The 15,683-nt window shown below is 44.3% G+C and carries 11 protein-coding genes and 2 pseudogenes; 3 read left to right on the top strand and 10 right to left on the bottom strand.

What is annotated here, in order from left to right:
* Window positions 1-96: 96 nt before the first annotated feature.
* From LC065_RS06550 to LC065_RS06520, 7 genes and pseudogenes are all read right to left on the bottom strand, one after another.
* A complete protein-coding gene (locus tag LC065_RS06550) occupies window positions 97-1,626 on the bottom strand; it encodes a BCCT family transporter (protein ID WP_226592943.1) in 1,530 nt (509 codons plus the stop codon).
* A gap of 159 nt (window positions 1,627-1,785) precedes the next feature.
* A complete protein-coding gene (locus tag LC065_RS06545; RefSeq protein WP_226592945.1) occupies window positions 1,786-1,959 on the bottom strand; it encodes a hypothetical protein in 174 nt (57 codons plus the stop codon).
* Window positions 1,960-2,021: 62 nt separating this feature from the next.
* The gene (locus LC065_RS06540; RefSeq protein ID WP_306163831.1) at window positions 2,022-2,381 is read right to left on the bottom strand and encodes a phytoene desaturase family protein; all 360 of its coding nucleotides are present in this window, start codon (window positions 2,379-2,381) and stop codon (window positions 2,022-2,024) included.
* A 40-nt stretch (window positions 2,382-2,421) separates the two neighbouring features.
* The gene (locus tag LC065_RS06535) at window positions 2,422-3,498 is read right to left on the bottom strand and encodes a phytoene desaturase family protein (protein WP_306163830.1); all 1,077 of its coding nucleotides are present in this window, start codon (window positions 3,496-3,498) and stop codon (window positions 2,422-2,424) included.
* 177 nt (window positions 3,499-3,675) lie between these two features.
* Window positions 3,676-4,925, bottom strand: a pseudogene (locus LC065_RS06530) (aminopeptidase).
* Between the two features lie 131 nt (window positions 4,926-5,056).
* Window positions 5,057-6,952, bottom strand: a complete 1,896-nt coding sequence (locus LC065_RS06525) for an ABC-F family ATP-binding cassette domain-containing protein (RefSeq protein ID WP_306163829.1) — start codon at window positions 6,950-6,952, stop codon at window positions 5,057-5,059.
* A gap of 448 nt (window positions 6,953-7,400) precedes the next feature.
* Window positions 7,401-8,823, bottom strand: a pseudogene (locus LC065_RS06520) (alanine/glycine:cation symporter family protein).
* Window positions 8,824-9,269: 446 nt separating this feature from the next.
* Between LC065_RS06520 and LC065_RS06515 the strand changes: the two are divergent.
* The 3 genes from LC065_RS06515 (at window position 9,270) to LC065_RS06505 (ending at window position 12,913) form a co-directional block, all read left to right on the top strand.
* Window positions 9,270-10,385, top strand: a complete 1,116-nt coding sequence (locus tag LC065_RS06515; protein ID WP_306163828.1) for a Fe(3+) ABC transporter substrate-binding protein — start codon at window positions 9,270-9,272, stop codon at window positions 10,383-10,385.
* Between the two features lie 193 nt (window positions 10,386-10,578).
* Complete coding sequence (locus tag LC065_RS06510) at window positions 10,579-12,189, top strand: ABC transporter permease (protein WP_306163943.1); 1,611 nt, start codon at window positions 10,579-10,581, stop codon at window positions 12,187-12,189.
* A 1-nt stretch (window position 12,190) separates the two neighbouring features.
* Window positions 12,191-12,913, top strand: a complete 723-nt coding sequence (locus LC065_RS06505) for an ABC transporter ATP-binding protein (RefSeq protein WP_226592957.1) — start codon at window positions 12,191-12,193, stop codon at window positions 12,911-12,913.
* Between the two features lie 38 nt (window positions 12,914-12,951).
* Here LC065_RS06505 and LC065_RS06500 read toward each other — a convergent pair whose 3' ends face one another.
* The 3 genes from LC065_RS06500 to LC065_RS06490 all read right to left on the bottom strand — a co-directional run bounded on the left by LC065_RS06500 (window position 12,952) and on the right by LC065_RS06490 (window position 15,553).
* Window positions 12,952-13,473, bottom strand: coding sequence for an acyl-CoA thioesterase (locus tag LC065_RS06500; protein ID WP_089653695.1), 522 nt, complete (start codon window positions 13,471-13,473; stop codon window positions 12,952-12,954).
* Window positions 13,474-13,538: 65 nt separating this feature from the next.
* A complete protein-coding gene (locus LC065_RS06495; RefSeq protein ID WP_226592959.1) occupies window positions 13,539-14,870 on the bottom strand; it encodes a sensor histidine kinase in 1,332 nt (443 codons plus the stop codon).
* A complete protein-coding gene (locus tag LC065_RS06490; protein ID WP_306163827.1) occupies window positions 14,867-15,553 on the bottom strand; it encodes a response regulator transcription factor in 687 nt (228 codons plus the stop codon). Before LC065_RS06490 ends, LC065_RS06495 begins: the two co-directional genes overlap by 4 nt.
* Window positions 15,554-15,683: the final 130 nt, after the last annotated feature.

Here is a 15,683-nt window from a genome sequence, read left to right as displayed (position 1 = left end):
GTTGAAATTCCTGATAACGACGTCGTTATCAGGAAAGGGAAAGGATGATATAAAAAAATGCCCAGGAGGCTTTCCTGGGCATTTTTTATGAGTGTTTTATTTTTTTGTGATTCGTTGGTCAATAGCCATCTTCTTCGCTACTTTCGGTGCCAGCCAAATCATTGGCAGCAGAAGGATGGATACTGGAACGGCTGTGACAACAATAAAGTTTTGCAACTGAGTAATCCCACTGTCTCCTGTGATTAACAGAATCACAGCGATCGCGCCCATCAATACGGCCCAGAACACTCTAAGCCAGCTTTGTGGGTTTCCTTCTCCTGTAACCGCCATGGCAATCGTGTAGGACATGGAGTCACTTGTTGTTACGACGAAAAGAATCGTTAATAACAAGAACAATGGAGAAACTATGCTTGCTAACGGGAACTGTTCAGTTATAGCAAACATGGCTGCCGGGTTCCCTGCTTCATTCAGTGCGTTGGATACAGATCCAGGATTGTTCAATTCAAAGAAGATTCCTGATCCGCCAAGCACCGTAAACCAGAACGTAGAAATAACAGGAGCAAAGACAGATACGGCAATGATGATCTCCCTGATTGTCCGGCCTCTTGAGATACGGCTGACGAGGATCGCCATCATTGGTCCATACCCGATGAACCATCCCCAGAAGAATACAGTCCATAGAGATAGCCAACCTTCATCTCCTCGATACGTACTCATCGGAATGAATTGATCCACATAATACCCGAAGCCTGCTAAGAAGTGATCAATGATGAAACCACCAGGTCCAAATATAACGATGAACGCCATTAAAGCAATGGCCATACGGACGTTGAAGCTACTTAAAAATTGGATACCTTTATACAAACCAGTAACTGCTGAAATCGTCGAGATGATAACAACGGCAAAAATAATGGAAAACTGTGTGCTGAACTGATTAGGAATACCGAAGATTTCCTGAAGGCCGTAACTCGCTTGCAGACCTAGGAAACCGATTGGGCCGATTGTTCCTGCCGCTACAGCAATGACGGAGAAGGCATCAATAATCGTACCTAACCAGCTGTGGCGTAATTTTTCACCAAAAATCGGATAAAGCAACGTTCTAGGTTTCATTGGCATCCCTTTATGATAGTGACCATACATCATAACGACCGCACTGATCGTACCAAGAATGGCCCATGCAAGGAATCCCCAGTGCATAAAGCTTTGTGCCAATGCCGGGTTAACCGCTGCTTCTGTTCCAGCTTCAATTCCACCTGACTGTGATGGGGGCACAGTCAAGAAATGCCACATTGGTTCAGCGGCAGCCCAGAAAACACCTCCGCCGGCCAATAGAGTGGCCATTATAATGGATAACCATTTGTATAATCCTATTTCAGGCTTCTCCATATCTCCCATTCTGATTTTTCCATATCGCGAAAAAGCTAAATATAACCCAACAAAGAATGTAGCAAGCATAAGCACTTGCCAAAAAGCACCGAAGTACTTAGCTGACCATGCGAAACTATCGCTAACGATCATTTCAACCAAATCAATATTAATGAGTGCAAGAATAACGAAAAGGACTAATAATCCTCCACTTATTACAAATACCGGCCAGTCAATACGGCCTGTGTTCTTATTTTCCATAGTTGTCTCCTTTAATTTCATAATGTGTTGGAATGCACAATGTACAACTTTATCACTCTTATTATTATGGTGTAAAGCTATATCCTTTATCCCATTGAGAATTGATTTTTATATAGAATGGCATGAAAAAGGCGATCCCTTGCAAGAGATCGCTTCTCATTAATCTTCTGTGGACTCCACCTTATGATCTTCCTGCTTGTTTTGACATTCCTTACAAAGATTGATTTCCCTCTCTTCTTTTATCTGAAGCGGTTTGCCACAACGCTGGCACTCATCATAGTTGTTCGGATTTGTTTGAAATCCCGGCATTTCATTACTTCCATCGTTATACATACAAGTTCAGCTCCTTTGTCTTTCACCTTTTCTTTTCTTATTCCCTAATCGCTTTTCGTTAATCATCGCATGATTTCCTTTGCGGCTGTCATTCCTGACAATGTTACCCCAAGTGTTCCCGCTCCAGGAAAGACCGTATCCCCACACTGATAAACGTCCGGAATCCCGGTCCGAATGGAATAACTGTTGAGCCAGCTGTATTTTCCAGTTGGAGTATAGCCACCCACTTTTCCCTTTTGCCTTCTCAACCACTTTTGAAAAGTAATCGGCGTTCCGGGAAGAACGATGTCTAACTTTTCTTTAAAACTTGGGAAGTAGAAGTCCACCGTATTCAGAAGTCGGTTCTTCATATGTTCCTTATCCGCTTCATATTCTTCCGCATTCCACCACTTTGAAATGGATGTGTGAGTAGAAATCGTCATTGAACGCTTTCCCGCAGGCGCCATCGTCGGGTCATGAGGGTCAGATAATGACAGTAAAAACTGCCCCCCCATCATGGAGGTCGTCCGGTTTTTGCGGGTCAAACTGATGATACACGGCGTCTTCTCCCTCAAAAACTGCCCCGTCCACGCCTCCATGAATGATAAACGCTCCCCATGAATCCCTTTTTTCTTCTTTTAACGCTTTAATATAGGATTGTTTACCCATATCTTTTGATACCGTATCATGGAAGTTGTGAACAGAATTGTTCAGCAGAACCTTATGTGCTCGAAATACTCGATCACGTTTCGTATGAAACTCGAAATGCTGGCCGTTTTTCTCTACTTTATGAATAGGATGCCGCAAATAAAGGTCACTCCCTGAATCCTTAATGAAAGATGCCAAACGTTCGGCAACTGCCGCAAGCCCCCCATGTACAGCGTAAGCGCCTTTATGGAATGTTTGTAACGCGGCATACCCCAGAAACGCAGGGCAATAATCAACGCTTGTCTGTACACTATCCATTAACTCGCCATTCAAAAACACGAGGAAAAGACGATTGTTATGAAGGCCATACTTTTTCAGCCGATCTTCTACCGTCTTGTTCATGAAAGGGAGAAGCTTCAAAGCATCTTTGTTTACTAAAGGGGCGACATGCATGAAATCTTTTAAGGTTCGTGGAGGAAATACAGGAAGTTCTTCCGTTAAACGATCTACGATCGCCCCCACTCTATACACTTCATCATAGAACGATTGTATAGCAGCGGATTGTGTTGGAAACACTCGTTGAATTTCTTCATACCAGCGGCTTCGCTTACGGAAATAATGGATGGTTCGATCCGGCATGTGGATATCCATGATGGTATCCAGCAAGGTCATGGGAGGAGGATCGATTTCTAACTGATCAAAGAGTCGACGGAGAACCCCTCCATCTTCAAACCCCATTCCGAGGGTAGCCCCTGACTGAAAACGGTATCCATTTCGTTCAAATTTTCCCGCACTACCTCCAAGTTCGTTGGAGGCTTCAAAGACGGCAACCTTCATTCCTCTTTTGGTGAGAGAAGCGGCAGCTGCCAGCCCACCAAAACCCGCACCAACAACTCCAACATCATAAATCATCCGCACACCTCCCTCCCCTTCTTTTCCCCCATCTCCAAAGTTTTAGGCGTATCTAATGTTCTTCACGTAAGCAGAGAAAAACTTGGAGGAAAAGAGGGCATACCACGAAGAAAAAACTCACTTTACTTATGCATAACAAAACCGGCAGCGTCTTATACGCTGCCGGTTTCCGTTGTATTATTCAAATGAAATGGCCCAGCTTCCTTTACGCATGACGGGTTCTGTCGTTCCGTCTACTCGTACACCATCAATATCAAGCTCACCGGATCCCATCATGAAATCAACGTGAGATAAACTATCATTCACACCATTCTGATCAAGTTCTTCTGCGCTCATATCTGACCCGCCTGTCATGTTGTTCGGATAAGCTTTTCCGAGGGCAAGGTGACAAGAAGCATTCTCATCATAAAGTGTGTTATAGAAAATCAGACCAGATTGAGAAATCGGTGATTCATGCGGCACAAGCGCCAGTTCACCAAGTCTACGTGAACCTTCATCGGTTTCCAAAAGGTGCTTGAGTGTTTCTTCGCCTTCTTCCGCTGTGAAGTCAACAACTTTCCCCTCTTTGAACGTCAAAGTGAAATTGTCGATGACATTCCCACCATAGTTCAATGGTTTCGTGCTGGAAACTTTCCCATCTACTCCATATTTATGAGGAGCTGTAAATACTTCTTCTGTCGGCATATTCGGGTTAAATTGGACATTGCCTTCCACGGTCTTTGAAGGTCCGCCCTTCCAAATGTGTCCTTCAGGCAGAGCTACTTCTAGGTCCGTACCTGGAGCTTTATAAATCAACTTCTGGTACTGTTTCTTATTCAAGTATTCCCGAGCTTTAATCAATGTTTGGTTATGCTCTTCCCATGCGGCTACTGGATCTTCACGGTCGACACGGACAATGTTGAAGATCTGCTCCCAAAGCTTTTCCACCGCTGTATCTTCGTCTTCTCCAGGGGAAGATCTTTTGTGCCCACTTAGGAATCGGAATACTGACGATCGACCATTGGATCCGGTCATTCATTGTATAATCACGGAACTTGGACATCGCTTCTGACCGCGCTTTTGTAGCAGCTGCCACTTTGCTCGCGTCAATCCCTTTAAGGAGATCAGGGTCTGTAGAGCGAATGGATAGTATGGCCGCTCCCCTGCTCCGCAAAGTACGTGTATTGCTGCTTCTGCCATTCTGGAACGTCTGATAACGTCTCCTGGTCAGCATGTTCATATTTCATACGCGTCAGTTCATCGTCACCCCAGTTAATATGTACATCTTTCGCTCCCATTTCGAAAGCTTTGCGTGCGACGATGCGTGTGAAGTCCGCTCCTGCAATCGTAGAATTAATCATTAGCAATTGATCCTTTTGCAAATTGACACCTGTGCGCAAGGCTAATTCCGCATATTTTTCCAAGTTTTCTTTGCTTGGCATTTTCATGATTACATTCCTCCTGTCAATGCTTGTATCCGTATTCATTATTCCATAAAACGCACAGAACTACAAAAATAAGCCCAACATCATGATAAAAAAAGAGAGCGGAGCACTAAGGGTCTCCACTCTCCGTTCAGTCATTCATCTTCTACCCCTTCAACAATCAAGGAAAGCTCTTCCCACCGTTCCATTTTCGCTTCCAATTCAGATTCAGTTTCATCTTTTTCCTTCGAAAGTTCCTGGACACGATCATAGTTCGTCGCTTCTGCTGCGAGTTTTTCATCAAGAAGCTCAACCTTCTCCTCCAAAGCGGCGATTTCGTCTTCAATCGTTTCCCACTCCTGCTTTTCTCGATAGGATAACTTACGCTTTCGATTTGCTCGTCGTGTATCTTCCTGAGTAGAAGGCTTTTTGCTTACCTGTGCCACTTTCTTCTCATCTTTTCTCTTTTCAAGATATTCCGTGTAATTGCCGTAAAACTTCCGGACGCCGCCATCTCCTTCAAAAGCTAAAAGGCGGTCAACGACACGATCCATGAAATAACGGTCGTGTGAAACCGTGATGACGACACCTGGGAACTGTTCCAAATAGTCTTCCAACACACTCAGCGTCTCCGTGTCGAGGTCGTTGGTCGGTTCGTCTAAGAACAGAACATTCGGTTCGCTCATTAGAACTCTAAGCAAATACAAACGACGGCGCTCTCCTCCAGAAAGACGCTTAATATACGTCCACTGCTGCGGGCGTGGGAATAAGAAACGCTCAAGCATCTGTTCCGCTGTAATTTCATCTCCATCGGCTGTCGTGATGACTTCCGCTACTTCTTTGATATATTCAATGACTTTCAGACTTTCATCAAGCTCTCCGTGATCCTGCGTATAATAGCCTATTTTCACGGTCGAACCAATATGGACACTCCCGGTATCCGGTTGGATGCGCTCAGCCATGATATTAAGCAATGTCGTTTTTCCGGACCCATTCGGACCGATGATGCCGAGTCTTTCTCCCGGCACGACAAGGTAATCCAAATCATCGATGAGCGGTTTACTCCCAAAGCTGTGGGTGATTCCCTCTAACTCTATGACCTGATTTCCTAATCTCGTGGAACCGATCGCCATATCCACGTTTTCCTTCTTCGTATCAAAGGTTTCTTCCTTCATGGCCTCCACACGTTGTTTACGAGCCTTTTGCTTTGTGGTTCTCGCTTTCACACCAGCTTTCAACCAGGCAAGCTCTCTACGGAGTGTATTTTGGTGTTTTTGTTCTGCCTGACGCTCCCACTCTTCTCTTTCCGCTTTTTTCTCGAGGAATGTTTCATAGTTTCCTTCATAGATATACAAGCGGCTTTTATCCAGCTCATAGATCAAATTCGTCACACGATTCAAGAAGTACCTGTCGTGGGTGACGACGACGAGTGATCCTTTATAGGAAGCTAGATACTCTTCCAGCCACTCGATGGTTTCATTATCAAGATGGTTTGTAGGCTCATCGAGCAAAAGCAAGTCAGCCGGCTGAATCAGAGCTTTCGCAATAGCGACCCTTTTTTTCTGTCCCCCGGAAAGTTCGCTGACTTTCTTGTCAAAAAACTCGATTCCCAACTTGGACAGAACCGTTTTGGCCACCGTGTTGGCTTCCCAGGCCCCCTTCTCATCCATCTTCTGCTGAAGGTCCAACATACGTTCTTGGACAAGCGGATCCTCGGGGTGAGCTGCTAACTCCAGTAGAACTTTTTCATAGGCTCTCATGACGACCATGATCTCCGCATCTCCATGATAGATTTGTTCAAGAACGGTATTGTTCTCATCTAATACCGGTTCCTGAGGCAAATATTCCACGGTAAAGTCCTTCGCATGATCCATCTCTCCTGAATCTCCACTCTCTAAGCCTGCGAGAATCTTCATAAGTGTGGATTTCCCCGTACCATTCACTCCAATAAGGCCGATTCGCTGTTGATTGGATATTGTGAAAGTAAGGTCATCAAAAAGATCTTTATCTCCATAACTTTTACTCAATTGATTGACTGATAGTAAACTCATTCCGCTCATTCCTTTTACTGAATATCTCTGTCCATCATATCACATCTGAGAAGGTGTAGAGCGATGTAGCGTCTCGGCTCTCGTTTGGCGCGATTCAGGCCTCGTTTGGCGCGATTCAGGCCTCGTTTGGCGCGATTCAGGCCTCGTTTGGCGCGATTCAGGCCTCGTTTGGCGCGATTCAGGCCTCGTTTGGCGCGATTCAGGCCTCGTTTGGCGCGATTCAGGCCTCGTTTGGCGCGATTCAGGCCTCGTTTGGCGCGATTCAGGCCTCGTTTGGCGCGATTCAGGCCTCGTTTGGCGCGATTCAGGCCTCGTTTGGCGCGATTCAGGCCTCGTTTGGCGCGATTCAGGCCTCGTTTGGCGCGAACGGGCATCCTATAAATGGATGCCCGTTCGCGCAATAATAAAAACAGCCTCTGGAAAGAAATCCTGAGGCTGTTTATGTTTGTTACCCTTGTTCTTTCTCTGAGGATTGATCTCTTCTCCAGTATTCCATCCCTTCGACGCCAGGGAGATGATCTTGATAAAAGACCGGATCTTTTCCTGCTTTCTTTTGCTTACGGTAGTCTTGCAAAGCAGCATAGGCCACAGATGACAATCGGAAAATCGCGTACAAGTTAATTAATGCCATGATCCCCATCGTCAAATCAGCCAGTGACCATACAAGACCAAACTCAGCAATCGCACCGAACATAACCATAAACAACACAGCTAAGCGGTAAATAAAGATCGCTGGTTTGCTTGTTTTGATGAATTCGATGTTCGTCTCTCCATAGTAATAGTTTCCGATGATCGAACTGAATGCGAAAAGAAAGATCGCTATCGCAATGAAAATGGCCGCCCATGAGCCAAGTTCGGACTCAAACGCTTCCTGGGTCAGTTGGATCCCGTCAAGGTCTGTGCCTACATAATCGCCAGCAAAGAGAATAATGACGGCAGTAGCACTACAAATAAGCAACGTATCTGTGAATACACCCAATGTTTGAATCAAACCTTGTTTGACCGGGTGCGTAACTTCAGATGTAGCAGCAGCGTTTGGCGCACTACCCATACCTGCTTCATTGGAGAATAACCCACGTTTAATTCCAATTAGAATCATACCTCCGAAAGTACCTCCAGCAACTTCACGAAAACCGAAAGCACCAGCGAAGATCTGTCCAAACATCGTTGGCACCTGTCCGAGATTCACAACCAATACGTAGGCTGCAAGGATGATATAGAAAATAGCCATAATCGGAATGATGAACTGAGTTACTTGAGCAATTCGTTTTAACCCACCAAAAATAATAAGAGCTACAATAAAAGTAAGAATTCCACCAAGCAACCATTTATCCATATTAAAGGAATTTTCAAAAGCTAGACGGATGGTATTGGATTGCACGGAGCTGAAAACCAACCCATACGTAAATGTAATGGTTATTGCAAAAACAATTCCCAGTCCTCTGTTCTTCAACCCTTTTTCAATATAATAGGCCGGACCGCCTCGATACTGATTCTTTTCAGGAACTTTGTAGATTTGTGCCAGCGTACTTTCGATAAAGCTTGAAGCTCCGCCTAGAACAGCTACAATCCACATCCAGAAAACAGCGCCGGGACCACCAACCGTAATTGCGGCGGCTACACCTGCCAGGTTTCCTGTACCGACACGGGATGCGGTACTGATGGCAAATGCCTGGAAGGGAGAGGTTCCCTTTTTGCCCTCTGCAGAAATCGATCGCTTATCAAAAAGAACGCGGAACATTTCTGGTATGTATGTGAACTGGGCAAAATTCAGTTTAATCGAAAACCATAACCCTAAGCCAAGCAAGGCGGCAACGAGAATGGTCCCCCCACATCCAATCGTTCAGAAAAGTAAGTATATCTTCCACCATAACCTTCACCTCTTTTAAGTAATATTTTCCATTTTAAGTCTTTTCCCATAATCGCTTGCTAACAAACACACAACTACAAGAACTCAACTATTTTACCACATCTGCAACTCTACCCTCTACTTCCATTTAATGAAACCTCTACTATGCTATCGTTCCATATTATGTAAGACTTAGTTTCCGGACTTTTGATGAACAGATCGCGGCACGGGGGATGAATCGCTTCCTAAACAACCTTAACGGCCAACGCAGGTATGACCCTAACACATCTCGGAATCAAGTCCCCCCCTCCTACCCCATGGTGTAATCATGTATGAAAGCCAATTATGTCTAAATGAAAAAAATTCTCAATATTCACTTGACTTCTATGCTGATTCTATTAAAATTGAATCTGGAATGAAAATCATTATCAATGGTTGATAAAATTATACATAAGAGGTGGAAAGAACATGAGAAACAACAAATGGTTTTTAATGAGCTTCATCCTTATCCTTTCTATGTTCGTTCTCGCAGCTTGCGGCGGAGACGATCAGGAAGAAACATCGGAATCGAATGAAGAAGAAACAACGAACACAGAAGAAAACAGCGAAGAAAACGCGTCAGAAGAAACGGGTGGAGAGGTTAACCTTTACACAGGCCGTCACTATGACACTGACCAAGAACTTTATGACAAGTTCGAAGAAGAAACAGGTATTAAAGTCAACGTCATTGAAGGTAAAGACGATGAGTTGATTGCACGTCTTGACCGTGAGGGCGAAGCTTCTGAAGCTGACCTTCTGATTACAGCGGATGCTGGTCGTCTGCACCGTGCGAAGTCCCAAGAGCTTCTGCAGCCGATTGAAAGTGATGTATTAAGTGAAAACATTCCGGAGAAATTCCGTGATGAAGACAACAACTGGTTCGGATTGACGAAACGCGCTCGTATTATTGCTTATCACAAAGAACGTGTAAATGAAGAAGACGTTCAAACTTATATGGATCTAACAAAAGATGAGTTGCAGGACAAAGTCTTGATCCGTTCATCTTCTAACATCTACAACCAGTCCCTTGTCGCTTCTATGATCGCTACTGAAGGTGAAGAAGCTGCGAAAGAATGGGCACAAGGCATCGTGGACAACATGGCCCGTGATCCTCAAGGCGGAGATCGTGACCAGGCGAAAGCGGTAGCTGCCGGTGAAGGTGATGTAGCCGTTATGAATACCTACTACATGGGTAAAATGTTGAATTCTGAAGATGAAGAAGAAGTTAAAGTTGCTGAACAGTTAGAAATCATGTTCCCCAACCAGGATACAACAGGTACTCACGTAAACATCAGTGGTGTTGGTGTAACAGCCAGCAGCCAAAACACGGAAAACGCGAAGAAGTTCATTGAGTTCCTTTCTAAAGAGGAAGCACAAAAACAATTTGCTGAAGCAAACTATGAATACCCGGTCAACCCTAATGTAGAGCCTTCTGAGCTTCTACAAAGCTGGGGAGAGTTCAAAGAACAAGACATTCGTCTGAATGAACTTGGTGAGAATAACGACCGTGCGATTCAAATCATGAATGAAGTCGGTTGGAAATAATACGTTTAGTAACCGCATCATGGCCTTCCATGATGCGGTTTTTTTCTATACAAAACAGTTGAGAACTGTTATCATTAAAGCGGACTCAACCTTGAATGAAGAAAGTTTTCCGGCTTTTTTCATTCAAGGCTGAGCGATTGGTAGGATAAAGGACGTGTCACGCTTGAATTTGTTACGTAAGCTTCCTGGGTACATGAATATTTGGTCGATCCTCAGCCTGGTGATTGTCATTCTGATTCTCATTCCCAACATAACGATCCTCTTCAACTTTTTTACACAAAAGGCTGAAAACTGGAATCACATCCATGAATACATCTTGCCGGATTTATTAAAAAATACAGGCTTGCTTATTGTTTTCACAGGATTTTTAACCATCATCATCGGTACGAGTTTAGCATGGATCGTGTCAGCCTATGAGTTTCCTATGAAAAAGTTCTTTAAATGGGGGCTGATTCTGCCACTGGCCATCCCCCCTTATATTGCGGGTTACACATACAATGGGATCTTGAATTATACAGGCGTCCTTCAAACGACATTAAGGAACAACTGGGACATTGAGGTGGATCAAGTCTACTTCAATATTCTCAACCTGCCGGGGGCCGTCTTTATATTCACGCTCTTTCTCTTTCCCTATGTATACACGATCACAAGAGCTTTTCTAGCTAACCAGTCCGCATCACTCATAGAAAATGCCAGACTCCTCGGCCGCTCTCCAGTAGATATCTTTTTCAGAGTGGTACTCCCTATCTCCCGTGGAGCGATTGTCGGTGGCGTGAGTCTTGTGCTTTTGGAAGTATTAAATGATTATGGGGTGGTTCAATATTTCGGTGTACCAACTTTCAGTACAGCGATTTTTCAAACATGGTTTGGGATGAATGATCTCAATTCAGCCATCAAACTATCGGCGACGCTCATGTTTATTGTGTTTGCCATCCTTACTTTAGAAAAAGTGCTCCGAGGCCGTAAAAAATATGCATCGACAACAGCTAAAGCTCGTCCCCTCCACCCTACCCAGTTAAAAGGATGGAAAGCATGGGGGGCTTTTGGATACTGTCTGTTTATTTTCTTATTAGGATTTCTCATTCCATTCGTGCAACTCGTCGACTGGATGTTATTAACTTTTGAAAAAATTGCATCTCCCGAATTTACGACACTCATATGGAATTCACTTCTTGTCTCTTTCGTGGGTGCCTTACTAATTGTCTTGTTTGCTGTAATTATCGCTAACTTTTCCAGAATGCATCAGAGCGCTTTATCAAAGTCGGCAGCAAAAGTGACCATCTTAGGATATTCCATTCCGGGAGCCGTCATCGCGGTCGGAATCAGTACCGTCTTTATTGGTTTGGATAGTGGTCTTTCAAGCTTTTATGAATCTACTGGTTTGGAAAGCCGCCTATTTTTGAGTACGAGTTTGGTCATCTTAATCTCTGCCTACATCATTCGCTTCCTTGCCATCGGATACAATTCCATCGAATCTGGTTTTGATAAAATCGGCAATAAATACACGGAAGCTTCAAGGATGCTCGGCATGAATATGACACGCACCTTTTTCAAAGTCGATCTGAAAATGATAAAAGCTCCGCTCATCAGTGGGTTCCTGCTCGCTTTTATCGAAATCATTAAAGAATTGCCGCTCACCTTAATATTAAGGCCCTTTAACTTTGGAACACTTTCCACGAATGCCTTTAAATACGCTAGTGATGAGCAAATCCATGAGGCTGCTCTCGCCTCCATCATTATCGTTGTCATCAGTGCCATTGCCGTTTTTGTTTTTCATCAAGTTTTAGAAAAGGAGTCGAATTGATATGTACGTTCAAATCAAAGATCTCTGTTTCGGTTATAAAAACGCAAAAAATTTAACGATTCACCATTTCAACCTCGATATTCAACAAGGAGAAATCATCTCCATTCTTGGTGAAAGTGGCAGTGGGAAAAGTACCGTGCTCCGACTATTGTGTGGTCTTGAGACGCCATCCAAAGGAACCATAAAAATCGGCAGTGAGACAATGACTGATGAACGGACCTTTGTCCTTCCCGAAAAAAGAGGGATTGGCATGGTCTTTCAAGACTATGCCCTGTTCCCCCACATGACGGTTTACGAAAATGTTCAATTCGGTTTAAAGCATTGGAAACGAAAAGATAGAAAGAATCGCGTACACGAAGTGCTTGAATTGGTAAACATGAGTAGCTATGCAAAGAGATACCCTCACGAATTAAGTGGCGGACAGCAGCAGAGAATCGCTCTGGCTCGTTCCCTTGCACCTGAGCCTTCCCTTCTTCTTTTGGATGAACCGTTCAGTAATTTAGATGCAGACCTTCAAATCAAAATTAGAAGTGAATTGAAAGAAATCATAAAACAAACAGGTACGACCTCTATTTTCGTCACTCACGACCGTGAAGACTCGAGAGCCATTGCTGATCGTATTATTACAATGAGAGACGGAGCTGCCCACGATTGGGACTCCCTTTGTACAACAACCCGTGCTGAAGAAGAGGTGCGTCAACCTGAGCTCGTCCGGCTCAAATAGAAAAAAGCTTGGCTACCTATAATGGCAGCCAAGCTTTTTTAGCAATCGCGTTTCCAAGGAAGGCTGGTACCAAACTTCTCCGCAAGTTCCTTGGATTCTTTCCTTCTATTCTTCCGATGTTCATGACGCTTCTGCGCGTTCTCATGCAGCCACTTTTCTTCGTCTGATTCAGGATACACCCCTGGCACAGGTGAAGGTTCATTCTTTTCGTCCACAGCTACCATAGATAGAAAAGCTGTTGTACAAACCTTTCTTTCTCCAGTCAAAAGGTTTTCAGTCGTTGCTTTGACGAACACTTCCATGGACGTGTTATGTGTCCATGTTACGAATGCCTCCAGGCAAATGGTGTCTCCCTCAAAAACAGGCTGTAAGAAATCGACAGAATCAGTAGATGCCGTCACAACCGGCTTTCTGGCATGTCTGACAGCTGCAATCGCTGCTACATCATCAATGTGAGCCATTAGTTTCCCACCAAATAACGTACCATGACTATTGGTATCCGGTGGTAAAACGTGTGAACTTTTTACCGTTAATGAATCGATACAAGGTTTTGCTTCCATGCTGTATTCCCTCACTTCTTTATGGAATCGTTCTCTGCCTTCTATTATACCATGTTTGGTATATCTCACTCTTTTTCACTTAACACAATTTCAAAAACTGCACCCGACGTGTCTTTCCGATTATAGGCATGGATTTCCCCGCCACTCCGTTCAATGATTGCCCTGGATATAGCAAGCCCAAGCCCTGTTTCCCCTTCTTTTCCTTTAATGAAACGTTCGAAAAGTTGAGGAAGAAGCTCTTCTGGAATGCCAGGACCATCATCGATTACTTTCACTCTATATAGATCCCTCTCTCTTTCCGTTGTCACGGTTACTGTACTCTCCGCATGTCTGACCGCATTGCTTAAAATATTGATCATCGCCTGGAGCACTCTTTCCCTGTCAACGAATGCATGATACGGATGTATATCTTCCGTTCTCAATTCAATTCTCTTTTCCTTTGCAAGTGGATACAACCGATCCCTCGCCTGACTTATCACTTCGGATATCTCCGTTCCCTCGGGGTTATACACGTCTTCACTGCTGTCGAGCTTGGCTAACAGAATCATTTCATTGACAATCTTTTTCAAACGCTCGGTCTCGCTTACCATCACATTCAAACCCTTTTCTGCCGCTTCTCCTTCAAAGATTCCATCCCTGATTCCCTCCGCGTATCCCTGAATGGACATCAACGGGGTTTTAAGTTCATGGGAAGCATTTTGAAAGAACTGCTTTTGGGAGTGTATGTACCTCGATAGCTCTGCAGCCATATGCCTGAGGCTTTGTTCAACTTCTCCAATCTCACCGGCAGCCTGCACTTTTTTCACATCAGAAAACTGACGCTTCTCTATTTTCTTCACTTCTTCTTTCAGTTTGGTAAGAGGGGTTACGAGACGCCACGTCAATACATAACTGAGGACGATGGCAAGCAATAGACCAATGAGAAATACGACAATCATCCGTGAAGCAAAAACGGATTGGACGGCCTGCAAGTCATTAAGAGGGGTCGCCATGACAAGGACTTGATTCTCGTCTCTACTCACAGGAAAATCGTAAGCAACGTATTTTTCCCCCATCGTTTCCCAAACTTCCTGATCGATGAGTTCCTCTTCATAACGCTCCACCCATGAATACGCAACGACCGCAGGCATGGTACGGAATAAAATTTCGTTGCTTTCCCGATCAAATAATACGATCGGGTAATTACGGTCCTGCAATAGCTGGGAAAGTTCAGGGCTGCGCTCTGGGTCTTGGTCACTGATAATATCCACAAGAAGATCTGCTCTCCCCTCTAGCTGGCGCTGTTCATCCTGTATCAGCATGTCCATGAGGAGCGAGTAGATAAAAAATGCAGTGATGGACATGATGACGATAATTAATGTTGCAAACGCGGCATTCAATTGATACAAAAGCTTCATGTACGCTTCTCCTTCAATCGATATCCGTGTCCCCAAACCGTTTCTATCGGAAGATCTTTCATCTTTTTGCGTAGTCGCTTGATCAGGTCGTCGACCGCACGATCACTCCCGTAATAATCTTCTCCCCCTACCTTGATCAGCAGTTCTTCACGCGCAAAGGCACGGTTCTCTTGAGAAGCTAAGATCTTCAGCATTTCAAATTCTTTCGTTGTCACTTCAATCTCTTCCCCCTGGAAGTAAGCTTGTCTCTCCGCATCATTCAGTTCCAATTCACCAGCTACGATGGTGTCCTGCTCCTCGTCAGCAGTCGGCTTCATGGCCTGCCAACGCTTCAAGTGACGCTTTGCCCTGGCCACCAACTCTCTTGGGCTGAAAGGTTTGGTTAAGTAATCGTCCCCACCGAGTTCCAAACCCAGTATTTTATCTACCTCTTCATCTTTGGCTGATATAATAATAATCGGAACTTCTGAAGTCTGGCGTATTTTTTTACAAAACTCATACCCATCCATTCCATGAAGCATGATGTCCAGCACCCAAAGGTCAGGGGTCTGTTCCTGAAAAATATCCCAGGCCTTTTCTGCCGTATCGACAGCTATAACCTGGTACCCTTCTTTATTTAAATAACCTTCTACAATATCTCGAATATTCGGATCATCTTCTACAAGTCCAATCATCTGATTCATAGATGGTCTCCTCCTCTATCCACATCTGCTTTTGTTTTATTCTCTCATATTTTTATGGATTACTCCTACATTCCACACTTTTTCCACAATTACACCAAAGTCATTCCATATCTCTGTCGTAGAATAAGAA

It is taken from the genome of Halobacillus litoralis, from assembly GCF_020524085.2.
Lineage (GTDB): Bacteria > Bacillota > Bacilli > Bacillales > Halobacillaceae > Halobacillus > Halobacillus litoralis_E.
The sequence above is the reverse complement of the archived record's forward strand: the minus strand, read 5'-3'. Positions and strand labels throughout refer to the sequence as shown.

Coding starts and splice junctions, on each gene's coding strand:
- LC065_RS06550 (WP_226592943.1), bottom strand. CDS start 1,626: ATGGAAAATAAGAACACAGGCCGTATTGACTGGCCGGTATTTGTAATA.
- LC065_RS06545 (WP_226592945.1), bottom strand. CDS start 1,959: ATGTATAACGATGGAAGTAATGAAATGCCGGGATTTCAAACAAATCCG.
- LC065_RS06540 (WP_306163831.1), bottom strand. CDS start 2,381: ATGACGATTTCTACTCACACATCCATTTCAAAGTGGTGGAATGCGGAA.
- LC065_RS06535 (WP_306163830.1), bottom strand. CDS start 3,498: ATGATTTATGATGTTGGAGTTGTTGGTGCGGGTTTTGGTGGGCTGGCA.
- LC065_RS06525 (WP_306163829.1), bottom strand. CDS start 6,952: ATGAGTTTACTATCAGTCAATCAATTGAGTAAAAGTTATGGAGATAAA.
- LC065_RS06515 (WP_306163828.1), top strand. CDS start 9,270: ATGAGAAACAACAAATGGTTTTTAATGAGCTTCATCCTTATCCTTTCT.
- LC065_RS06510 (WP_306163943.1), top strand. CDS start 10,579: ATGAATATTTGGTCGATCCTCAGCCTGGTGATTGTCATTCTGATTCTC.
- LC065_RS06505 (WP_226592957.1), top strand. CDS start 12,191: ATGTACGTTCAAATCAAAGATCTCTGTTTCGGTTATAAAAACGCAAAA.
- LC065_RS06500 (WP_089653695.1), bottom strand. CDS start 13,473: ATGGAAGCAAAACCTTGTATCGATTCATTAACGGTAAAAAGTTCACAC.
- LC065_RS06495 (WP_226592959.1), bottom strand. CDS start 14,870: ATGAAGCTTTTGTATCAATTGAATGCCGCGTTTGCAACATTAATTATC.
- LC065_RS06490 (WP_306163827.1), bottom strand. CDS start 15,553: ATGAATCAGATGATTGGACTTGTAGAAGATGATCCGAATATTCGAGAT.